Here is a 21328-nt window from a genome sequence, read left to right as displayed (position 1 = left end):
GCAGAGCTAGTAGACGTCGCGGCGGTAGCGGCCGGCTATACGCAAAGCTTGATGCGCATCTTCGCCAATCGTGTCGATGATGACCTTGTCCACCGCCGGGGCCATGCCCTGCAGGCTGCCGCAGACCAGGATGGTGGCGTCGTCGTCCAGCCATTGCCGCAGTACATCGCTGTGCGCGGCCAGTGCGTCCTGCACGTAATGGAAGTCGCCGTCATCGCGACTGAACACTGAATCCAGTCGCTCGATTTCGCCCTGGCGCTGCCATTGCTGCAGCTCTTCACCGAAATGGAAATCGTGGGCTGCGTTGCGTTCTCCAAACAACAGCCAGTTACGAGACGCGCCGGCATCGATGCGTGCACGCAGATGTGCGCGCAGGCCGGCAATGCCAGTGCCGTTGCCGATCAGGATCAGCGGGGCATCACCGCGCGGCGGATGGAAATTGCTGTTGCTGCGCAGGCGCAGATCAATGCTGTCGCCGATCTGCGTGTAGTCACACAGCCAACCACTGGCCAGGCCGGGCGTGCCGTCCGGGTGCAGTTGCCGGCGTAGCATCAGTTGCAGGCTGCCTTCGCCTGGCATCGAGGCAATCGAGTATTCGCGGTGTGGCAGTGGCTTGAGGCTGGCGGCAAGTGCATTGGCGTCGCGGCTATCGGCGCCGTCGGGTAGATAGGAGCGGGCCAGGACATCCGCCAGCGTGCGGCCGTCGGCCAGCACGGTGGCGGCATCGAAACGGTTTGCCTGCAGCCACTGCAGCACCGCAGCGGCAGACTGACGTGGGCCGATCTCGGCGATGTCGCCGGCCTGCCAGGTCGGCAGCGCTCCATCCGCGGGCTGCAGCTGCAGGTGGAAGACCTTGCCGCCGATGCTGCCTGGATTGAGGACTTCGCGCCCGCGCAGCAACCACGATTGATAGGCCGGTGCACTCCAGTCTGTTGCGTTGGCGGCTTCGCCACCCAGCTGGCCCAGCAACTGCTGCCAATGGCGCAGCGCATCGGCATCGGCGTTGTCCACTTCCACCGTGTCGAACAGTGGCTGTGCGCCGTGCGTGCGCAGCCACTCGTCGAGTTGATGGCCGAATGCGCAGTAGTGCTCATAGGTCTTGTCGCCGAGCGCAAGCACGGCGTACTGCAGCTGCGGTAGCTTCAAGGGCTGCGGCATCACCCGGCTCAGGAAGGCGAGTGCATGGTCGGGCGGATCGCCTTCGCCGGTGGTGGCGGCGATGAACAAGGCCTGGCGGCTGCTGCCGAGCAGGGCCGCATCGACCTGGTCGATGGCGCGCAGTCGGGTCTTGTGACCGGCGGCGCGCAGATGCGCGGCGGTGCGCTGTGCCAGCTGCTGGGCAAAGCCGGTCTGGCTGGACCAGACCACCAGAATCGGCGGTTCCTTGCTGTCGCCGCTGTCGTCATCGCGTTGGCGGGTGCACCACCACAATGCGAAGCAGGCCGCCGCATAGACCGCCAACGCTGCCAGCGCCATCCACCACTGCGGTGCCAGCGGCGCCGCCGGCCACCAGCTCTCGCCCAGATGCAGGCGCAGCAGCAACAGTGCGATCAGCAGCAGGCCCAGGCCGACGGCGAGATTGCCGAGCAGGGAGCGGGTGGAGCGGTTGGGATTCATTGCGTGCTGGCGTCCAGGTAACGCTGGAAGGCGGGCGTCATGGTTTCGATCAGGCCGTTGCTGCTGCGGGTGATGAAGCGTGCAGCCAAGTCGTGGTCGTTGGCAAAGGCCAGGCCTTCATCGGCACCCATCACCGTGAGCGCGGTGGCCCAGGCATCGGCACGCATGGCGTCGCGGGCGATCACGGTGACTGCTGCTGCGGCGCGGCTCACCGGGGCATGGCTGCGAGGGTCCAGGGTGTGGCTGTAGGAAACGCCATCGCGTTCGAACTGGTGCCAGCGGTCGCCGGAGGTGGCTACTGCCAGATCGTCGAGCGCGAGCACGCGCGGCGGGTAGTCGGCGTCGGCATCTTCGTCGGGCGCGGATTCGACCAGCACGCGCCAAGGCTGGCCGTCCGGCTTCAAGCCGTATCCATGCAGTTCACCGCCCACCTCAACCAAGGCAGCGGTGATGCCGATGCGGCGCAACCAGCGGCTGACCAGATCCACGCCGTAGCCTTTGGCGATGGCAGACAAGTCCAGTTGCAGGCCGCCGGACTGCAGCGCGCTTTGCGTTTGTGGATCGAGCTGCAGCTTGTGCCAGCCGCAGCCTGCGGCAACCTCGGCTAGGCGCGCGGGATCGGGCACGCCTTGTGCGGCCGCATCGGCGCCAAAGCCCCACAGTGCGACCAAGGGGCCGATGCTGGGATCGAACGCGCCTGCACTGCGTTCGGCGATGTCGCGCGCGGTGCTGAGCACGTTCCAGAAATCATCGGGCAGCACATGCCAGCTGCCGGCGGCGGCACGGTTATAGCGGCTGATGTCCGAGTCTGCTTCCCAGGTGCTCATCTGCGCGACCACGCGGTCGAGCTCGGCCTGGATGCCGGCATGCAGCGGGTGCAGGTCACGGCTGCGTGCAGCCACCAGCTTGACGCTCCAGCTGGTGCCCATGGTGTGGCCGCCAAGGGCGGCGATGTCGGAGTTGGAGGACATCGGTATCGGAAACTGTCTGGGTGCAGTTGGTCCCTTCTCCCGCAGGCGGGAGAAGGTGCCCCGAAGGGGCGGATGAGGGGAGCTTTTGCTTTTCTGGGTCTGCCGCGGCTTCAGGAGCCCGGCTTCGGCCTTGCCCTCACCCCAACCCCTCTCCCGCGGGCGGGAGAGGGGCTTTGAGCTTTACTGCGGCAGCACTTCCAGCGTGCCTACGTAGCTCAGGCGGCGGACGCTGGCCTGCGGGATCGAGGTCTTGTTGTCCTCGGTGCCGGTTTCCAGCCAATACATGCCGGCCTGCGGCCAGGTCACCGAGAACTCGCCGTTGGCGTCGGTGATGACCTTGATCTCTTCCTGGGCGTTGCGGTAGCGGGTGCCACCACGGGTGATCTCGACTTCCAGACCAGCGTGCGGCTTGCCGTCGACCAGCAACTTGAACTTGGCCTGCTCACCGGCGAACAGATCGTTCGGGTGGCCCAGGGCAACCAGCTCCATGCCCTTGCCGGTCGGCTGCAGCGCGGTGTTGTTCGGCTTGCCGTTGGTGACGAAGGTTTCGATGCGGCCGGCGGTCTCGGAGACCTTCAGGTCCTTGGCATCCTTCGGTACTTCGGTGGCGAAGGTGGCGGCGTTGCCGCGCCAGCGCTTGGGCTTGCCGTCTTCCTGCCAGTTGGCCGACAGGCCGGCATTGACGGTGGCCAGGCGGTAGGTGCCCTGCTGGGTCAGCTCGACGTCGAACACGCTACGGTACTTGCCGGTCGCCGCGTTCTGCGGCTGCACGCTGCTGCCGTCCGGTGCGGTGATCACCAGGTTGTCCAGGCGCAACGGCACATGGTTGAAGTAGAACAGGTCGTTGGACACGGCCGCGTCCACGGTGATCCACGGGTTGGTACCGGCAATCACGGTCTGCGACGGCTGCAGCCAGGCCTTGTGGGCGGCGGCGGAGAACGGCAGTACGGCGGCGATGGTGGCAGCAAGCAGGAGGGAACGCTTCATCGGTTGGCTCCGTTGGTAATGGGGATCAGGGCTTGACGGCGAGGGTGACGGTGCCGAGTTCGGAGGTGCCTTGGGCACGGCCGTTCTGCGCGGCACGGGCCGGCCAGGTGAAGGGAATCTTGACCAGCTCGCGGCCACCGACTTCACGCGCGGCTTCCACCACCAGCGAGTACTGGCCGGCGGGCAGGGCGCGCAGCTGGGGCTGGCGGTCGCTGAAGCTGAGCTGGTGCTTGCCGACCGGGCGGGTCGGGCCGGTCACGCCATCGACCGGCACCTGCAGGGTGCGGCCGCTCTTGCGCCACCACTGGCGCAGGTCCGGCAACCACTTGGTGCCATGGCCTTCGGCGGTGTCCTTGAGCTGGTACCAGACCGACAGGTTGGCGGCGACCTGCTGGTCGGCACCTTCGATCCACACCGCGACATACGGGCGGTGGTATTCGGCCACGTTGAGCTTGGGCACTTCGACGTTGACGTCGAGGCTGGCGGCGTAGGCGGCAGGAGCGGTGGCGATCAGGCCACTCAGGGCGATGGTCAGGGTGACGCGCATGGTGCGACTCCGGAGAGAAAGACGGTCAATGGATGAGGAGCAGGGCGATCAGCAACGGGATCAGCAAACCCAGGCCAACCAGCGGCCAGGTCATGCGCCGCTGCCGCGCATGCAGGTGCAACAGGAACAGGCCGGTGATGCAGAACACCAGGCAGGCCACCGCGAACACGTCGAGGAACCACCCCCAGCCCGGGCCCGCATTGCGGCCCTTGTGCAGGTCATTGAAGTACGAGACCCAACCGCGACGGGTTTTCTCAAACTCCACCGCACCGGTTTCGCGGTCGATGCTCAGCCAGGCATCGCTGCCGGGGCCGGGCATGGACAGATAGATTTCTTCCGGCGACCACTCGGCCTCACGGCTGCCGATGGACACGTCCAGGCGATTGGACAACCAATCCGCCACGCGCTCTGGCAGCGGCGCGTTGCCGTCTTCGCGCTCGCCCAATGCCTTGAGCACCGGAGCTGGCAATTCCAGTTGCAGGTTCTGCACCTGCGGCTTGGCTTCGATCTTGGACGCGTGGTTCAAGGTGATGCCGGTCAGAGAGAACAACAGCATGCCGATCAGGCAAACCGCCGAGCTGATCCAGTGCCACTGATGCAAGGTGCGCAACCAGAAACCACGGTTGGCTTGCTGTTGCACGGTGGTGGCGGTGCTGCGGTCTGCGGACACGGGGATCAGGGGTATTAAAGGAGGACGATTAGAGCACTAATGAGAATGATTCGCAATTTGTGTGGTGCTTTGCCCCCTCCCTTTGCCTTAGGCAAGGGGACGGCCGGGGAGGGGTAGCTTTTGATCTGGCTGTTGCTCGGGTTGTTTGCTTCAAGCCAGAAGCAAGATCAAAAGCTACCCCTCCCCAACCCTCCCCTTCACTGCGTGAAAGGGAGGGGGTGGTTCTGCTTGTGCTGGTAACGCATCAGGGCCTGCGGCGTTGACATGGGCAGAATCAATAGCGTGAAGCTACTCCTCCCCAGCCCTCCCCTTGCCTTCGGCAAAGGGAGGGGGCAGAGCTACACCAATCAGAACTTCGCGTTGAGCGACAGCCAGTAGCTGCGGCGCTGTTCCTTCACTGCGTAGTCGTCGACGCAGCTGTACTCGCTGGGCGAGGTCAGCACGCAGGACTGCGAGACGAAGTCCTTGTCGAACAGGTTGTTGACGCGTGCGTTGACGGTCAGCCACTCGTTGAGCTTCCAGCTGCCACCCAGATGGAAGGTGGTGTAGTCCTCGTAGTAACGCACGGTCGAGCTGGTGACGCCGCCCACGTTGGACAGCAGCGTGTCGCGGTAGCGGTCGTAGCGGCCTTCGCCGATCAGGCTGAGGCTGATGGCGTCGTTGAGCTGCCAGTTCAGGCTGGCATTGGCCATGTGCTTGGCCGGGTTGCCAGCGATCGGCTGGCCCTTGGTGGCGCCGCTGGTCTGCTCGCTCTTGGTGTAGGTGTAGTTGCCGCGCAGCTGCAGGTTGTCCAGCAGGTCAACATGGCTGGCCAGTTCAACGCCGCGGGTCTCGGCCTTGTCCAGGTTCACGCTCTGGCTGAAAACGCTGTACCCAAGCGCCGCCCAGCCCGGGCCCACGTCAATGCAGTAGCCGCTGTTGGCCGGTGCCACTTCGCAGTTGGCGAAGCTGCCGCCGGTGGCGATCTTGTCGTCGAAGCGGTTGAGGAAGGCAGTGGCGTTGAAGCCCCAACGGCCGCCGTCGTAATACGTGGCGATTTCATAGTTGGTGCTGGTTTCCGGCTTCAAGTGCGGGGAGCCGACAAACGGGATCACGCCCTGGCCACCGAATCCGGTGACACCCGGGAACAGCTGGTCCGGACGCGGGGTCTTGTAGCCGGTGCTGATGCCACCCTTGACGGTCCAGGCATCGCTGGCATTCCACACCAGGTAGGCGCGCGGGCTGACATGGCTGCCGAAGATGTTGTGGTGGTCATAGCGCAGGCCGAGCGTGGCGGTGAGCGCGTCGGTCAAGGCCCAGTTGTCCTCGGCGAACACCGACCAGGTGCGGTGCTTCTGCTTGACGTTGTCGCGGTAGCCGTTGCCGTCCATGCCGAACACGCCATCGGTCATGTCGGTGTTGTTGTACTGGCCACCGACAGTGACCTTGTGCGCGCCGAAGCTCAGGTCGAGCATGGTGTCCAGCACCATCGCGTCCAGTTCCATGGTGCGCAGCGGGCGCGGCAGGAAGGCCTGCAGGCGTGCGCGCTCGGCGTCATTGAGCACCGACAGGTTGCCGCTGGCCATATTGCAGTTGGCGGCCTGGCCGCGACGACGGCAGACATCGTTCCACAGGGTCTGCAGGTCGGCGCGCTCGTCCAGGGTCAACGGCAACGAACGGCCCAGGTTGTTGCTCTGGGTGCGCGACAGGCTGGTCTGCCACGTGCCGAAGTCGTAGCGGCCCTGATGGGTCAGCGCCAGCTGGTCCAGCTCATAGCGCTGGTAAGCGGTATAGCCCACGCGCGGCTGCACCACGCGGCGGGTGGTGGTGCCACCGCTGCCGTTGGGGATGGTGGCCACGCCGCTGCGCCACAAGCTCGCGGCGCTGTCCAGGGTGCCGGTCTGGCCCTTGCTGTTGTCGTACTTCTGGCGCGAGACGTCGTAGTCCAACCACAGGTCGTGGTTGTCACTGGCCTTGAAGTTCAGGCGGATGCCGCTGTTCCAGTTGGTGTTGGCCACGGCCTTGCCGCCGCCGCCAAAGCCGAGTGCGCGTTCCCACTGGCTGCCATCGGGCAGCGGCAGCGAATCCCATTCCGGGCTCGATTCGTCGATGTCGTACCAGCTGCCGCGCACGCTCATGCCGAGGCGGTCCTTGATCAGCGGGCCGCTCAGGTAGACGTCGGTGGTACGTGCATCGCCGAACGCATCTTCCTGCTGCACGGTGAAGCCCTGCGTCACCGAGCCGTGCCATTCGCTCTGGTTGCGACGGGTAATGATGTTGATCACGCCGCCCATGGCGTCGGCGCCGTACAGGGTCGACATCGGCCCGCGGACCACTTCGATACGTTCGATGGCGTCCAACGGCGGCATGTAGGCGAACTGGCCACCTCCGAAGTTGTTCGGGTACAGGTTGCCGACGTTGCTCTGGCGGCGGCCGTCAATCAACACCAGCGTGTACTCGGACGGCATGCCGCGCATCGAGATGGTGGCGCGACCGTTCTTGTCGGTGGTTTCCATGCCGACGTCGATGCCTTCCACGTCACGCAATGCGTCGACCAGGCTGGTGTAAGGACGCAGTGCCAGTTCCTCGCGGCTGACCACGCTGATGCTGGCCGGCGCGTCGGTGATCTTCTGCTCGAAGCCGCTGGCGGTGACGACCACCTTGTCCAACGTGGTCGGCGCGCCGCTGCCGTTGGCATGGGCGCTGGCGCTGATGGCGCCGAGCACGGCGAGGCTGAGCAGTTGGCGGGAAACGGACACGCGGTGACGCTGGCGCAGGGCCATGGGAATACCTCGATCAAGGAATGCAGGTTGCAGCCGTCATCACCGCAGGCGCTCACGCGTGCAGGGACGAGCTGGGAAGAAGAGAGGGGTGAAGCGGAAACGACTTGGTGCGGAGCTTCAGCTCAGCGGAGGCGCTTGCCCACGCTGTTGGCGCGGGCTGGCCAGTGCATGGGCAATGATCGGCGTGGATGCCGGGATGACCGTGCGGATGGGGGCAGCGTCGTCCGCTGCAGACAGCAGCTGCTGCACATCGGGCTGGGGCTGGACTGCGCGTGGTGCGCGCAGCTGAGCGACACGGCGCAGCTTGGCCGGGCTTTCTTCTTCCAGGTGGCGTTCGCCGCCTGGACGTTCTTCGGACGGCGTAGAGACGTGGCCGTTCTGAGCCAGGCCGAGCCGGGAGAACTGGGTGCCACTCTGGCAAAGCGCAGCCAGCAGCGACAACAGCAGCAACATGCACAAAGCCAGCGGACGCAGGCTGACAGCGCCGGAAACGGCGTTGTTCTGTGCGTGCTGGCGCTGTGGTTGTTGCATGCGTATCTCCCGATTGCGGACGCGGCGAGATGGGCCGACGTTCGCGGTGCGGCATTGTAGATACGATTCGTTAACTTTTGCAAATGAGAATTGCTATCAATTTGACGTTTATCAAGCCGTTCCTGCCATGCGCTTCACCGCGGGAACTGCGGTGGCTCAGGTAAGTGCAGTTCTGTAGCCCGGGTAAGCGCAGCGCACCCGGGAGCACTTTCAGGCTTCCGCCAAGCGCCCCAGGTGCGCTGCGCTTACCCGGGCTACGGTCTTGTTGCCGCTTCGCGTTGAGGCCGGGGCGAAGGAGTTCAGGTCTCAGCCCATTGCCGCAGCAGGTTGTGGTAGATCCCGGTCAGGCTCACCAGTGAAGGGTGCTGTGGGTAGTCCTGGGTCAGCTGCTGGATGGAGGTGTCCATTTCCCACAGCAGGCGTCGGTGGGCCTCGTCACGGATCATGCTCTGCACCCAGAAGAACGAGGCCAGGCGCGCGCCGCGCGTCACCGGCTGCACCTTGTGCAGGCTGCTGGACGGGTACACCACCAGGTCACCGGCCGGCAGCTTCACTTCGTGCTCGCCGTAGGTGTCGGCGATGATCAGCTCGCCGCCTTCGTACTCTTCCGGCTCGCACAGGAACAGGGTGCAGGACACATCCGAGCGCAGTTGCTCACCCTGGCCCAGGTTCATCACCGAACCATCGACATGGAAACCGTAGGTGCCGCCGCCGCTGTAACGGTTGAAGCGCGGTGGCAGGTATTTCAACGGTAGCGTTGCGCTGAAGAAGGAGGGATTGCTGGCCAGTGCCAGCAGCACGGTCTCGCCGAGTTCGCGGCGCAGAGGGGAGTTCTCCGGCAGCTGCTCGTTGCGCTTGGCGTGGGTGCCGAGATGGCCCACGGTCTCGCGACCGTCGGTCCAGTCGGCCGCATCGAGTTTCTGACGGAACCGGGCGACTTGTTCCGGGCTGAGTACGTTGGGGATATGCAGCAGCATGGGAGTTCCTCAGGGCCTGGCTCAGGCGACCAGTGCACGGATCTGCGGATGGGGAGAGGCGGCCAGTTCCGGCACGATATGCGCCATGAAGGCTGGACTGCCGTTGGCAAGTGCCAGCCGTAGCCAATGCACCGCCTGTTCGATCTGGCCCTGCTGCAGCAGGATGGAGGCGAGGTTGGCCTGGCCGCGGAAATCACCGGCTTCGGCCGAACGCTGATACCAGGCCAGTGCCGCCTGCGGATCGCGTTCGATATCCAGCCCGTCTTCCAGATGCCGTGCCAGCAGGTTCATCGATTTGGCATGGCCCATGTGGGCGGCCTGGGTGTAGAGCGCCAGCGCCTTGGCCCGGTCCTGCGGCACGCCGCGCCCGGTGGCAAGCAGGTTGGCATGGTTGTACATGCCCCAGTCCAGGCCGGCTTCGGCAGCATTGCGGTACCAGACCGCAGCCAGCGTCGCGTCAGGTGCACAGCCCTGGCCCAGCTCATGGCAGCGGCCGAGCATGTTCATGGCCAGTGCGCTGCCGTTGTTGGCGGCGGTTTCGTACCAGAGCAGGGCGGCCTGTTCATCGCGCGCCACGCCTTTGCCTTCGATGTAGAGCTGGGCCAGCAGCAGTTGTGCATCCAGCTGGCCGCTTAGCGCAGCCCCACGGATCTGTGCGAACGTGCCTTGTGGGTCGTTCCGCAGTTGCCGTGCCAATGCATCGGCATCGCTTGGAAGGGGGTTGGACATGGTCCTGCCTGTGACCGACGTTGATCGGCGTTTGATTGCTGATGGTAGCCATTGCTGGGGACTGCCGTCGCCTGCCACGGCAGCGACGAAAAGCACAACGGCGGCAGGTTCGCACCTGCCGCCGTTGCTGGTCATGCCTGGATCAGAACTTGACGTTCAGTGCCAGCGTGGCTGCGCGGCCCGGGGCGATGCTCGCGTAATGCGAGGCATAGGCCTTGGTGAAGTAGACCTTGTCGGTCAGGTTCTGCACGTTCAACTGCAGGCTGATGTTGTCCTGGATGGCGTAACCGATCATGGCGTCCCAACGGGTGTAGCTCGGGATCCACTTGGTGTTAGCCGCGTCGCCGTACTGCTTGTCGACGTAGCTGGCGCCACCGCCGATGGTCAGGCCGAACGGCAGCACATAGGTGGTCCACAAGGTCGCGGCGTGCTTCGGGGTGTTCGGGAACACATTGCCGTTGTTCGGCGAGACGATGTACTTGCCTGCCGGGCAAGGCTGGCCGCGCGGCACGGTGACGCCGCAGACGAAACCGTTGTCCTTCAATTCCGAGTCCATGTAGGTGTAGCCGGCAGAGACATTCCAGCTGTCGGTGATCTGGCCGGTGACGCCCAGCTCCAGGCCATTGATCGCCTTCTTGCCTGCGTTCTCGGTGTTGCCGGAGTCAACCGTGACACGAGCGTTGCTCATCTCGGTGTGGAAGATGGCAGCGGTCAGGTTCAGGCGCTTGTCGAGCAGGTCCCACTTGGTGCCCAGTTCGTAGTTCTTGGTTTCCTGCGGCTTCAGGTTCTGGATGGCGGCGCTGATCGAGTCATTGCCTTCACCGCTGTCCATGCCCGGCGGGGTCGAGGAGGTGCCGTAGGACAGGTAGATGCTGCCATTGGCGGTCGGCTTGAATACCACGCCAGCCTGGTAGTTCAGGAAGCCGTCGCTGTTGCGCAGCACGGTCGGAGCACTGTTGACGATCGGGGTGACCTGCTCGGTGTCGTAGTCATCCCAGCGCAGGCCGAGGTTGACCAGCCACTTTTCGCTGAACTCGATGGTGTCGAACGCATACACCGACTTGGTCTTGGTGGTCTGCTCGATATCCAGGGCCTTGTTGCTGCGGGTCACCGGGTGGGTGGCCGCCCAAGGATCCTTCGGGTTCGGGTTGTAGAAATCGGTGCAGTTGTAGCCGGTCGCCGCGCCGGTGGTCTTGCAGACCTGGTTGTTGCCGATCGGGTTGTTGGTGCCGGCGCCGCCGATCACGTAGCTGCCCTTGCTGCTCTTTTCTTCGCTGTACTCAACACCGGCGCTGTAGCTGTGCTTCAGGCCACCGGTCTGGAACGCACCGGTCAGGCTCAGCTGGTCGGCGAAGGTCTTGGTGTCGATCGCACGGTTGTTGGTACGACGCCACAAGGTGCCGTACAGGTTCGGATTGTTCTTGCTGTCATCCGGCTGGGTCCACAGGTAGTCATTGCTGGTGTTGCCCAGGCGCGCGATGTTGCGCAGCTTGTGTTCACCGAACGAGTAGCTGGCGTCCAGGGTGCTGATGTCGGCACGGGTGCGCTGGAAGTCACGGTCGATCAGACCGTAGTAGTTGTTGCGGTTCGGAACCAGCGGTGCGCCAACGGTGGTCTTGGTCGCCGGGTCACCGTACGGGAAGCCGCCTGCGTCGGGCAGGTCGTCGGTTTCCAGGTGGTAGTGGCTGGCGATCAGCTGCAGCGGGCCGTTCAGGCCGAAGGCGATGGAGGGTGCGATACCCCAGCGGCTGACATTGGCGGCATCACGGCCGGCGATGTCGGATTCGTGCTTGAGCAGGTTCAAACGTGCGGCGATGCCATCGCCCAGCACGTAGTTGGCATCGAAGGTGCCGCGCGCATAGCTGTCGGTACCGATGCCCATGCTGGCGCTGGTTTCGTTCTTCAGCTTCGGGGTCTTGCTGACCAGGTTGATGCTGCCGCCGCCGGAATCACGGCCGCCGTAGGCCGAGCTCGGGCCCTTGACCACTTCCAGCTGCTCCAGGTCGAACACTTCGCGGGTCTGCGTACCGACGTCGCGCAGGCCATCGACGAACATGTTGCTCTGGCCATCGAAGCCGCGCAGGAACGGACGGTCGCCGGTGGAGTTGCCGCCTTCGCCGGCACCGAAGGTGATGCCCGGAACCATACGCAATGCGTCGACCAGGTTGGTCGCGCCGATTTCCTGGATGGTCTTCTCGGTGACCACGGCCACCGACTTCGGCGTATCCAGCAGTTCAGCGGTGAACTTCGGCGAGGACGGCGCGAACCAGCTGCCGCGTACCTGTACCTGGTCCAGATCGGTGGCCTTGTTCTTGGCCGAGTCGGCGTCACCTTCGGCAGCGAAGGCGGTCAGCGGCGAGAAGCCGGCGGCCAGGGTGGCGGTAGCGAGCATGGTAGCGCGCGGAGCGTACTTGCGGGTCTTGATGTGGGTCATGGACGGGTATATCCGGGAGAAAAAGGAACAGGTTTGCCTGGCGGGCCGATGGCACCGCGGGCGGAAGTGAAAAGCGGAGGTATCGAAGGCGACGCGCGCTGAACGCGCAAGGTCGCCTGATGCTGCTTAGGCGGCGTGGGTACGCGGCGGGGCGTGGCCGGGATTGAGCAGCAGATAAGGTGCCAGCGGATAGCGCTGGGCACGTTCAACCGCGTGCTGCAGCAGTGTGTCGCTGGCGGCAGTCAGAAATACGTGGCTGGGTGTAACTGGAACAAGCTGGACCGGGCTGGACAGCATCGGTGCAGGGCGCTGCTTGCTGACGCGCGAGGTCTCACCGCCGGATTCGCTTATCGCCGTCATCTGCAGTGGTTGCTGCGGATGGCCGGGCTCAGGCGAAACCAGAATCTGCTGGAAACCTTCCATCGCTACCGGGACGGTAACCACGGCCTTGGCCTGGAGCGCGACGGCCCAGACCAGCAACATGCCGAACACCAGCATCAACCAAGGCAGGCGCCGCCGCACGGTGGCGGCAGTCAGCTTTTGAGCCTTGGCGGACGGGGAGTGCATGGGGGAAAGACGCGGGCCGTTAATTTCGCGTTATCGCGATAGATGCGCATCTTATTGAGAATTGTTTGCGTTTGCAATGCTGATGTGCCTAGGACAGCCGTGCCTTTCATGGGTACAGGTCCTCATCCGGGGGCGGTGTGGGGGTATATAGCTGTTGGCAGTCAGCCTATCGATGACAGGATTGTCAGATTTGGCTGTGCAGCGAACCGTCGCGGCGGATGCGGCTGGCGTGTTGTGCTGGAACTGGCAGAGGGGGAGCCGCTGCCGCAGCTCCCATGAAAGCGGTCTGGCTCAGTCGCGGTCGTCGCGGGACCAGATGCCGCCGTGTTCGCGCTTGACCGGGAACTTCGGCACAGCCGTATAGGCCGGGGCGCACAGGGCACGGCCGTCGCGGATGTCGAAGCGGGCACCGTGCAGGATGCATTCGATGCTGCCTTCGTCCGGGTCCAAGGTGCCGGAGGACAGCTCGAACTCCTCGTGCGTGCACTGGTCTTCCAGCGCATACAACTCGCCGTCCAGGTTGAATACGACGATCGGTGAGCCGGTGACTTCGTCGAAGCCGGTCTTCAGTTCGCCCGGCAGCAGTTCTTCGCTGGCACAGATGAAGGTCCAGGTCTCGCTCATGCGGCGGCCCCGAGCAGCTTTTCCAGGATCTCGAACTGCAGGTCATCGCGTTTGGGGATGCCGAAGCGTTCATCGCCATACGGGAACGGCTTTTTGATGCCGGTGCGCACGTAGCCGCGGCGTTCGTAGAACGCAATCAGTTCATCGCGGCAGTCGATCACCGTCATCTGCATGCTCGGCAGCTGCCATTGCTCGGCCACGTGCTGTTCCGCGCGCTGCATCAACTGCTTGCCGATGCCACCGCCTTGGGCAGTAGGGCTGACCGAGAACATGCCGAAGTAGCCGTGGCCGTTCTCGTCGGCAACGTGGCAGCAGGCCTGCAACTGGCCATCCTGTTCAGCAAGCAGGATCACGCTGCGCGGGCGGTCGAGATCGCCCTGGATGCCGGCCGCGTCGATGCGCTGGCCATCGAGGATGTCGGCTTCGGTGGTCCAGCCGACGCGCGAGGCGTCGCCACGGTAGGCAGAGGTGACCAGGTCGATCAGGGCCGGGATGTCGGCGGCGGTGGCGGTGCGGAAGGTAAGTGCGTCCATGCCCACATTCTAGTCCCGGCGTCTGCAGTCGAACAGTTCAGCCGCTTCTGCCGGGGGCTGAAACTACTGTCTGGTGGACTGGTCCAGGAACTCGCCAACGCGCTTCCACAACGCTGTGCGGTTGGCCGGGTCGACCACCCCATGGCCTTCCTCATCAAAATACAGTTCGACCGGTGGACGCCCGGCCAGGCGCAACATGCGTGAAATGCGCCGGCTGTGCTCGAAGTCCACGCGTTGGTCCTCCCTGCCATGGGCAAGCATCACCGGAATGGACAGCTCGGTATAGCGATAGAGTGGGGAGGTGTCGCGAATCACGGCGGCATCCTCGTTCGGGTTGCCCATCATTTTCTCGGCCAATTGCCGGCCCTTCTCACTGCGTGCGGTATCACTGGCGGTGAAGAACAACGCGCGGTCGCTGATGCCCGCGATGGAAACCGCACAACGGAAACGCTGCGGCCAACGGACGGCGGAGACCAACGCCGAGTAACCGCCGTAGCTGCTGCCGACCACGCACATCCGTGAGGCATCAAGCGGGTAGCTGGCCAGCGCAAGATTGATTGCCGCATCGATGTCGTCTTCGATGCGCGTGCCGTAGTTGCGGTGCCCCGCTTCACGGAAGGCGCGTCCATAGCCTTCCGAGCCACGGAAGTTGACGCGCAGCACGGCATAGCCGCGGGAGGCGAGGAACTGAACTTCAGGATCGAAGTGCAGGCTGTCGGCAACGCCGATTGGGCCGCCATGGGGCAGAACTACCAGCGGGCGCGGCTGTTGCCCTGGCGGCAGGGTAAGGAACGCCTCTACGTCCAGGCCATCGGTGGATTTGAATTTCAGTACCTGGGTGGGCGCGAAAGTACGATCCGCCAACCATGGGTAGGATTGCGCCAGCAATGAGGCGCGGTTCTGGCGCGTGTCCAAGTGGTATAGCTGTGAAGGTGCGTCGGCACCGTCGACCTCCACGACCATGCTGCTGCCGTCGCGGCTGCGCCCGACCAGTTGCACGGCCTGGCCCGGGAAAGCGTTGCCCAGTTGCCTGCCAATGCGGGCATCGTTGTCCTGGAAATAATCCGAGAGCAATTGGCCATCACGATAGAACTCAACGCCGATGGGGTTGCGCTTGTCGTCGAAGATCGCCGCTTGCACGTCGGTGCCCTGCTGCGAATACAGGGTGCGTGTGATCGAACGTGTTGCCACGTCATACTCGACAAGATCCCGCTGGCTGCGCTTCTCGTCGGTCAGCGCGTAGATCTTGCTGGCATCCGCGGAGATCGCGATCGGGTCGAAGTCGAGCTCGTCCGACAGCACCATGACATCGCGGAATCCATCTGCTTGGCGCTGTACCAGCACATAGTCTTCGCCGCGCTGGACAATGCCCAGACGCAGCTCGCCGGCGCCATCGGCAAACCACCAGGTGTCATCGTTGATGCCTGTGTTCAGGCGGGTGCGCATCAGCGGGCGGAAGTCCTCGACGGCTATCTGGCTGGCGGCATGGAGTGGGTGGACCATCAACCTGCCATCGCGCGCCCTGCTTGCGAACAGGATGTAGCCGGGCTTGCCGGGCAACAGATCCAATACCTTGCCTTCGCCAGGAACCATATAGCTGGCATAGCGTGGCTTGCCGTCGGCAGCGGTAGTGATATGCAGCACGGAGACCCGGTTCAAGCCGTTGGACAGGCGCACCGAGGTCAGCAGTGTTTCATCGTCGGCCCAGCGGAATGAGGCCAGCGGCATGTCGCTGCTTCCCAGCCGGGTCTGAATGCTGGACTTGAGGTCGATGATGTCCACCGCCCAATGCTTGTCGTCCTGGCGCACCTGCATGGCGAACAAGGTGCCTGCAGGGTTGAGGCTGGAGGCCAGTATCTGTGGGTCCTGCCAATAGGGGTCAATCGCAGGCTTGTCCTTGTCCTTGTCCGTTGCGTGCTTCTTGGCTGCCACTGCCGTCTCGACCTCGGCCGGGAAGGTCCTGGCTCCAGCCTGTTCCTTGTAAAAGGCCGGGAACGGGTCCGAGTAGTGACCGGCATAGGTGAAAGCAAAGCGTGCATACAACGCAGGATGGGTGCGCTGCAGCCAGTCCATTGCTGCCAGGCTGCGGTTGGAGCGATGAACGTCGGCACGCCACATCGAAGTGGGACGGAACACCAGGTCGCCCGGATAAACAATGGTGCCGGCATCGACCTGGAACGCCAGCTCTTCTTCATCCTTGAGCAGGTAGCGGAAGCCATTGAAGGGCTGCAGCTCACGCCACACATAGCGTCCAGCGCTGGCGACATAAAGACGGTAGTTGTGGCCGGCCTGCAGGCGCGACATGACACCATCGCCCCAAACTTTGCCATCGCGATTCAGGCGAACCGAATCCAGCTCGATATTGGTGTCCACGGCGGCCAGAATCAGTGCCTCACCAGGTTTGAGCACGGGGATTTCGCCGGGTTTCACTGGATCAATAGCGGCCCAGCTGGCCGCGGGCCAGCACAGGCAGGCGAGTAGCAGCCAAAGGCCAGCTCGTGACAATGACAAGGTGCGTCCGTGCTTCATTCCAACCCCCGTTTTCGGCTTGCAAGGCTGGCATGGCATGCAGCTGGAGACAAGTGTTGCCGGGAGGTCTGCTTGAGCCAGAGATGTGCTCCCTACGTGTCGGCAAAAGGGATGAAGAAGGTCTGTTTGCATGCCACTGGCGTGAGACCTGATTGAAGGGATTTGGGAAGAGCAGAGCTTTTGGAGGTTGGACTTTCGGTTTCGCGGCGTATGCCATTCCACCAGCGCAAGGCTGGTTGTAGTGCCGAGCCATGCTCGGCAGAGGTATCACCGATGGAAAGGATGCAATGCAACGGCCGCTCTACGAGCTTCGCGGCTTACGCCGCTCCCACAAATGCGGGCTTCGCGGGGGCCCCTCAGCGGATGAAGAACTCCACCGGGAACGACAGTTCCAGCGGCGCCTTGCGTGCTTCCGGCACCGCCGGCAATGGCGCGGCGCGGCGGAAGGTATCCAATGCGGCCTGGTCGAGCATGGCCGAACCGGAGGTCTGCTCCAACGCCAACGACAGCACCGAGCCATCGCGGGCAAGGCTGACGCGGATGTGGGCGACGCCTTGTTCACGGCGCGCGCGCGCCGCATTTGGATAGCGGCGATGCCGCTCCAGCTTTGCCATCACGCGGCCTTCCCAGCTGTCCTTGCCGGGGTTTGCTGCGCTTGGCCCGGGTGGCAGCGGCGGGGTCAGCGGTGCGGCTGCGACCGAAGCTTCCTGTTGTTGCGGGGCCAACGCCTGCTGCACCGGTTGTGGTGGCGCGGGCGGTGGAACCACCCAGTTGGCGTCGGCGCGCGGTGGCGACAGCGGCAGCGGGCGCGGCGGTTCCGGCTTCTGTTTCTCCGCCGAGGCCGCAGCGGAAGGTGTTGGCGCGACGATCTCCTCCAGCGGCTGTTCCGGTGCGCGCGGGGGCAGCATCACCAGTTGCGTGCGTTCGGCCGGCTCCATGAAAGGGGGATCGATTGATGGCGCGCGACTCCACAGCAGCAGCGCGAACAGACCGATGTGCAGCAGCACGGTGACGGTTGCAGCGATCGAGCGGATACCGTGCTCTTCCGATTCCGGGGACGGGACGTAGGCCACGCCACGCGGCAGCGGCCGGTTCAGCAGATACAGCGCACAGCCGCCCATGCCGATCGCAACCGCCAGCCACAGCAGCAGCGACGGATGCGCGAAGTACCAGAACATCGCAAAACCCAGCGCCATGCCGCCGCAGGCAAATGCTTTGGCACGCTTGGACATCGCGCCCTGTTCGCGCCACAGCCGCAAAGGCGGGCCGAACTGCGGGTGCTGCAGCAGCCAGCGCTCGAAGCGCGGCGAGGAGCGGCCGAAGCAGGCGGCGGCCAGGATCATGAAAATGGTGGTGGGCATCACCGGCAGCAAAGCGCCGATGATGCCCAATGCCACCATCAACATGCCCAGCAGCAGATAGCCCACGCGCACGGCGCGGTTGCGCCGTGGCAGGGCTGGAGCGGTGCTCAGTGTTGCTTCCATCTCAGTCGGCAAAAGCCTGCTCGACATAACCATGCACACGCTGGAACGCCTGCGTGGCACCGGCCACCATGCGCTGCTCCTGCTCGGCATCCAGCGCGTTGCCATCCAGTGCTTCGGTGAAGCGCCGCCAATGACGCGCGCGGCCGTCCGGATGCCCGGCCAGGTGGCGGGGACCGTGATTGGCATCCAGGCCGATCTTCGCTGCCAGCTTGAACAGGATGGCAGCGCCGAGATTCGAGCCTTCGACGACGTACAGCCAACCCAGCGCGGTGGCCGGGTCGATGTCGCTGTGCAAGGCTGCATGATCATCGGCGGGCAGGGCTTCACCCAGATCGAGCAGGTCCTGCTGCAGTTCCTGCAAGCGCTGGCGCTCGGCCAGATCCGGCAACAGGCCCTGCAGCGCCGGCAGCGAATACAGCACTGCCAGGTCGCGATGGAAACGGTATTGCACGCGCAGGAAGCGCCGGTAGTTCTCAAGCGAGGCGAAGGGTTCGCCGCGCATGATGCGTTGGTCAAGACGATCATGCGTGCCGTGGGTGGCGGCCTTCAAGCGTTGACTGCGGCTGATTTCCAGCAGCATTGGGGAAGCGGACATATACGGTTCCTCAGAAGTTGACGGTGAAGCCCATGCGCACGGTGCGACCCGGCGAGGCCATCAGGCCCAGCGTCATCGCGTCCATGTAGTAGCGGTCGGTAAGGTTGTCCACGCTCAGGTCCAGCGCGACGTGGTCGTTGATGCGGTAGTTGGCGAACAGATCGACCAGCACGTAGGAGCCCCAATCCACCACCGGGATGATGTTGCTGGCACGTGGCAGCGTCGGGCGGTTGCCGGTGTAGCTGATCCGGCCACCGGCGGTCAGCCGCTGGTCCAGCTGATGCGTGCCCAGCGTCAGCGCACCGGAGGCGCGCGGCGGGACGTGGTTGCTGGCATAGCTGTCGGTGACGCCGCCCGGATGGCAGGGCTCTGACTTGGTCGGATAGGCGCGGTCGCTGTGGCAGAAGTTGGTGTAGGTGTAATAGCTGCCGGACAGTTCACTGAAGAAGCGCGGCGTGCGGTACTCGGCGGTGATCTCGTAGCCCTTGAAGTCGGCGTTGTCGATATTCTCGATCACCGGTGACGATACCCAGCCGTCCAGCTGCACGGTGGTGCGGGTCAGGTAATCCTTCACGTGGTTGTCGAAGTAGGCCAGCTTCAGGCGTGCCTGGTCGCCTTCGGCGAACAGGCCATCGCGCAGCAGATTGATGCCGTACTCGCGGTTCTTGGCGCGTTCCGGGCGCAGGTCCATTGCGAACGTGCTGGGGACCGGGCCGGAGCTGGTCTCGAACAGGCCGGGCATGCGCAGCGCTTCGGCGTAACGGGCATAGACCTGCACGCCCTCGAACGGGGTGAAGGTGATCGCCGCGATCGGTGCGTTGCCGCTGGCCTTGTTCTGCAGGTGGACGTCGGTATAGGTGATGGGGCGGCTCTGCGATGGCACGCGGGTGATCTCGCGGTCATAGCTCTTGTAGCGGGTGTGGCGGATGGCGGCGTCGAACTTCAGCCAATCGGTGGGCACCCACTCGGCGCTGGCGAACAGGCTGCTTTCCTCGCGCTTGGCGTTGTTGCTGCTGAAGCTCTGCGAGGCGCTGATCGGATGCACGTCTTCCTTGCCGTGGGTGAAGCCGTACTGCAGGGCGACGTCGCCCCAGACGGTGATGAAGCGCGAGGTGTTGGTTGCGTCGATACCCCAGCGCTCGGCCTGGCGGTAGGTGGTCTCGATATAGGTGTATTCCGGCGGCAGCGCCGGGAACGAGTAGACGTTGCGGATGGTGTTGTCCAGGGCGGTACGCCAGGCGTTGGCCTTGAAGTCGATCAGCTCGTTGGCTGGCTGCCAGCGGTAGCGTGCGGTCCAGGTGTCGGCATCGACATCGCTGAGCGCCGATTGCAGCGCACCTTCACCGCGAAGGATGGCCGACGGCATCAGTTCGCCGTAACGGCTCTGGTACTTCATGCGGCCCAGTTCCAGCGCCTGGTCGGGGCTGGGCTTCCAGGTGCCCTTGAGCAGCCAGGACTGGTTGTCCACCGAGGTATTGAGCACTTCTTCGCCGGCACGGAAGCGGTTCAGGCCCTCGAAGCTGACGGTGGTGTACTCGACCCAACGGCCACGGCTGTCGGTGGTGCGCGAGGTGGCATAGTTCGGCTCGGGCGCGCCCGGGCCATTCTCGCCGGCGAAGTAGTTGCCGGTCTTGCGTCGCGCGAAGGCGCCGAGTACTTCGAACTGGCCGAAGCGCTTGGCGGCGGCGATGCTGCCGCTGCCGCCGGTTGGGGTGCCGTTGGAAGGGCGATCCATGCCGGTCTCATCGGCAAATTCGCTGGGCAGCTGCTGCACCGTGCAGGTGCGGCCGCCGCCGCAGGCGGTGAGGAAACGGCCGCCATTGCGCAGGCCGCCAGTGGTGAAGGCCGGTGGCGGCGATGTGGAGTTGTCGCTGAAACTGCCCTTCAGGCGGATGCCCCAATCCTTGTCGCCGGTGATGATGTCCTCGGCATTCAAGGTACGCATGCTGACCACGCCGCCGATCGCGCCCACGCCTTCCGCGCCGCCAGTCGGGCCCTTCTGGATGTCGATGCCGCCAATCATGTCCGGGTCGATATAGCTGCGCCCGGCTACGCCGGCATAGCCGCGGTAGACGGTGACCTGCTGCTGGCTGCCGTCGATCAGCACCGGCACGCGGTTGAAGCCCTGCATGCCACGGATGTTCAGGTCCAGCGCACCGGAGTTGCGGTTGTCGCCGTTGATGACACCGGCCACGCCCTTGAAGATGTCGCCAGCCTGGGTGCCGCGCGAACGCTCGATCTGCTGCAGTGACAAGTGCGTGCCGGACTGCGCGGACGTGTAAGGCGTGTCGGCCGAGTTGCGGCTGTCATCGCCCAGCTGGGTTCGGTTTCCCTGGTCACCCTGCACCCGCAGCGTGCCGATGCGTTCCACGCCGTTGGTCGGCGCGCGCTGTACGGTCAGCGCACCGCTGGCGGTGGTGGCCAGCTGCAGGCCACTGCCCTGCAGCGCCTGTGCGGCGGCCTGTTCGACCGAGTACTGGCCATTCACGGCCTTGGCCTGCTTGCCCTGCAGCAGTGCCGGGTCCACCGACAAGGTGCGGCCGGCGCTGGCGGCGATGCGGTTGAGGCTGGCGCCTAGCGGGCCGGCGTCGATCTGGTAGTCGAGCACTGCCGCATCAGCGGCTGCGGCTTGCGCGTGGGCCAGCGGAACGGCGCAGGCCAGCGACAGGGCCAGGGCAAGGCAGGAAGGGCGAAGCAGGGGGGAGGCGGACATCGATACGGCTTCCGAAAGAGGGTTTCGGATAGGGATGTGTATCGAAGGCGAGAAACCG

Annotated in this window: 17 protein-coding genes and 1 pseudogene; all 18 read right to left on the bottom strand. The window is 64.5% G+C overall.

Annotation, left to right across the window (positions count from 1 at the left end):
- Positions 1-6: 6 nt before the first annotated feature.
- The 18 genes and pseudogenes from ACVOLL_RS02395 to ACVOLL_RS02310 all read right to left on the bottom strand — a co-directional run bounded on the left by ACVOLL_RS02395 (position 7) and on the right by ACVOLL_RS02310 (position 21270).
- Complete coding sequence (locus tag ACVOLL_RS02395; protein WP_481511419.1) at positions 7-1617, bottom strand: sulfite reductase subunit alpha; 1611 nt, start codon at positions 1615-1617, stop codon at positions 7-9.
- Positions 1614-2594: an FAD:protein FMN transferase gene (locus tag ACVOLL_RS02390; protein ID WP_481511516.1), complete on the bottom strand. Its 981-nt coding sequence runs from the start codon at positions 2592-2594 to the stop codon at positions 1614-1616. The genes ACVOLL_RS02395 and ACVOLL_RS02390 overlap by 4 nt, the downstream gene beginning before the upstream one ends.
- A 174-nt stretch (positions 2595-2768) precedes the next feature.
- Positions 2769-3575, bottom strand: a complete 807-nt coding sequence (locus ACVOLL_RS02385; protein WP_481511418.1) for a DUF4198 domain-containing protein — start codon at positions 3573-3575, stop codon at positions 2769-2771.
- Positions 3576-3600: 25 nt separating this feature from the next.
- Positions 3601-4122 (bottom strand): DUF2271 domain-containing protein, encoded by a 522-nt coding sequence (locus tag ACVOLL_RS02380; protein ID WP_313170411.1) that lies wholly within the window; start codon positions 4120-4122, stop codon positions 3601-3603.
- Positions 4123-4147: 25 nt separating this feature from the next.
- Positions 4148-4792, bottom strand: coding sequence for a PepSY-associated TM helix domain-containing protein (locus ACVOLL_RS02375; protein WP_481511417.1), 645 nt, complete (start codon positions 4790-4792; stop codon positions 4148-4150).
- Positions 4793-5139: 347 nt separating this feature from the next.
- Positions 5140-7554, bottom strand: coding sequence for a TonB-dependent receptor domain-containing protein (locus ACVOLL_RS02370; protein WP_481511416.1), 2415 nt, complete (start codon positions 7552-7554; stop codon positions 5140-5142).
- 117 nt (positions 7555-7671) lie between these two features.
- Positions 7672-8085 (bottom strand): hypothetical protein, encoded by a 414-nt coding sequence (locus ACVOLL_RS02365; RefSeq protein WP_481511415.1) that lies wholly within the window; start codon positions 8083-8085, stop codon positions 7672-7674.
- Positions 8086-8384: 299 nt separating this feature from the next.
- Positions 8385-9062, bottom strand: a complete 678-nt coding sequence (locus ACVOLL_RS02360; RefSeq protein ID WP_481511414.1) for a Fe2+-dependent dioxygenase — start codon at positions 9060-9062, stop codon at positions 8385-8387.
- Positions 9063-9083: 21 nt separating this feature from the next.
- Positions 9084-9791 carry a tetratricopeptide repeat protein gene (locus ACVOLL_RS02355; RefSeq protein WP_481511413.1) on the bottom strand — a complete coding sequence of 236 codons (708 nt, stop codon included), beginning with the start codon at positions 9789-9791 and terminating at the stop codon, positions 9084-9086.
- 142 nt (positions 9792-9933) lie between these two features.
- Positions 9934-12225, bottom strand: a complete 2292-nt coding sequence (locus ACVOLL_RS02350; protein WP_481511412.1) for a TonB-dependent receptor — start codon at positions 12223-12225, stop codon at positions 9934-9936.
- Positions 12226-12351: 126 nt separating this feature from the next.
- Positions 12352-12792 (bottom strand): hypothetical protein, encoded by a 441-nt coding sequence (locus ACVOLL_RS02345; RefSeq protein WP_481511411.1) that lies wholly within the window; start codon positions 12790-12792, stop codon positions 12352-12354.
- A gap of 291 nt (positions 12793-13083) precedes the next feature.
- The gene (locus ACVOLL_RS02340; protein WP_282272227.1) at positions 13084-13416 is read right to left on the bottom strand and encodes a non-heme iron oxygenase ferredoxin subunit; all 333 of its coding nucleotides are present in this window, start codon (positions 13414-13416) and stop codon (positions 13084-13086) included.
- Positions 13413-13949 (bottom strand): GNAT family N-acetyltransferase, encoded by a 537-nt coding sequence (locus ACVOLL_RS02335; RefSeq protein WP_481511410.1) that lies wholly within the window; start codon positions 13947-13949, stop codon positions 13413-13415. The genes ACVOLL_RS02340 and ACVOLL_RS02335 overlap by 4 nt, the downstream gene beginning before the upstream one ends.
- 63 nt (positions 13950-14012) lie before the next feature.
- On the bottom strand, positions 14013-16358 hold the full coding sequence (locus ACVOLL_RS02330) for an alpha/beta hydrolase family protein (protein ID WP_481511409.1): 2346 nt from the start codon (positions 16356-16358) through the stop codon (positions 14013-14015).
- Positions 16359-16834: 476 nt separating this feature from the next.
- Positions 16835-17386 carry an energy transducer TonB gene (locus ACVOLL_RS02325; RefSeq protein ID WP_481511515.1) on the bottom strand — a complete coding sequence of 184 codons (552 nt, stop codon included), beginning with the start codon at positions 17384-17386 and terminating at the stop codon, positions 16835-16837.
- Between the two features lie 168 nt (positions 17387-17554).
- Positions 17555-17911 (bottom strand): annotated as a pseudogene (locus tag ACVOLL_RS02320) (YbaN family protein); the annotation flags it as partial.
- Positions 17912-17963: 52 nt separating this feature from the next.
- Entirely contained in the window at positions 17964-18557 is a 594-nt protein-coding gene (locus ACVOLL_RS02315) for a biliverdin-producing heme oxygenase (protein WP_481511408.1), read from the bottom strand.
- A gap of 10 nt (positions 18558-18567) precedes the next feature.
- Positions 18568-21270, bottom strand: coding sequence for a TonB-dependent receptor (locus ACVOLL_RS02310; protein ID WP_481511407.1), 2703 nt, complete (start codon positions 21268-21270; stop codon positions 18568-18570).
- Positions 21271-21328 lie beyond the last annotated feature (58 nt).

The sequence above is a fragment of the Stenotrophomonas sp. STEN035 genome (genome assembly GCF_056759935.1).
Note: the sequence above shows the minus strand (reverse complement) of the source record. Positions and strands in the feature narration are given on the sequence as shown.

Coding starts and splice junctions, on each gene's coding strand:
- ACVOLL_RS02355 (WP_481511413.1), bottom strand. CDS start 9,791: ATGTCCAACCCCCTTCCAAGCGATGCCGATGCATTGGCACGGCAACTG.
- ACVOLL_RS02310 (WP_481511407.1), bottom strand. CDS start 21,270: ATGTCCGCCTCCCCCCTGCTTCGCCCTTCCTGCCTTGCCCTGGCCCTG.
- ACVOLL_RS02360 (WP_481511414.1), bottom strand. CDS start 9,062: ATGCTGCTGCATATCCCCAACGTACTCAGCCCGGAACAAGTCGCCCGG.
- ACVOLL_RS02380 (WP_313170411.1), bottom strand. CDS start 4,122: ATGCGCGTCACCCTGACCATCGCCCTGAGTGGCCTGATCGCCACCGCT.
- ACVOLL_RS02365 (WP_481511415.1), bottom strand. CDS start 8,085: ATGCAACAACCACAGCGCCAGCACGCACAGAACAACGCCGTTTCCGGC.
- ACVOLL_RS02385 (WP_481511418.1), bottom strand. CDS start 3,575: ATGAAGCGTTCCCTCCTGCTTGCTGCCACCATCGCCGCCGTACTGCCG.
- ACVOLL_RS02325 (WP_481511515.1), bottom strand. CDS start 17,386: ATGCTGCCCCCGCGCGCACCGGAACAGCCGCTGGAGGAGATCGTCGCG.
- ACVOLL_RS02395 (WP_481511419.1), bottom strand. CDS start 1,617: ATGAATCCCAACCGCTCCACCCGCTCCCTGCTCGGCAATCTCGCCGTC.
- ACVOLL_RS02350 (WP_481511412.1), bottom strand. CDS start 12,225: ATGACCCACATCAAGACCCGCAAGTACGCTCCGCGCGCTACCATGCTC.
- ACVOLL_RS02340 (WP_282272227.1), bottom strand. CDS start 13,416: ATGAGCGAGACCTGGACCTTCATCTGTGCCAGCGAAGAACTGCTGCCG.
- ACVOLL_RS02370 (WP_481511416.1), bottom strand. CDS start 7,554: ATGGCCCTGCGCCAGCGTCACCGCGTGTCCGTTTCCCGCCAACTGCTC.
- ACVOLL_RS02345 (WP_481511411.1), bottom strand. CDS start 12,792: ATGCACTCCCCGTCCGCCAAGGCTCAAAAGCTGACTGCCGCCACCGTG.
- ACVOLL_RS02315 (WP_481511408.1), bottom strand. CDS start 18,557: ATGTCCGCTTCCCCAATGCTGCTGGAAATCAGCCGCAGTCAACGCTTG.
- ACVOLL_RS02335 (WP_481511410.1), bottom strand. CDS start 13,949: ATGGACGCACTTACCTTCCGCACCGCCACCGCCGCCGACATCCCGGCC.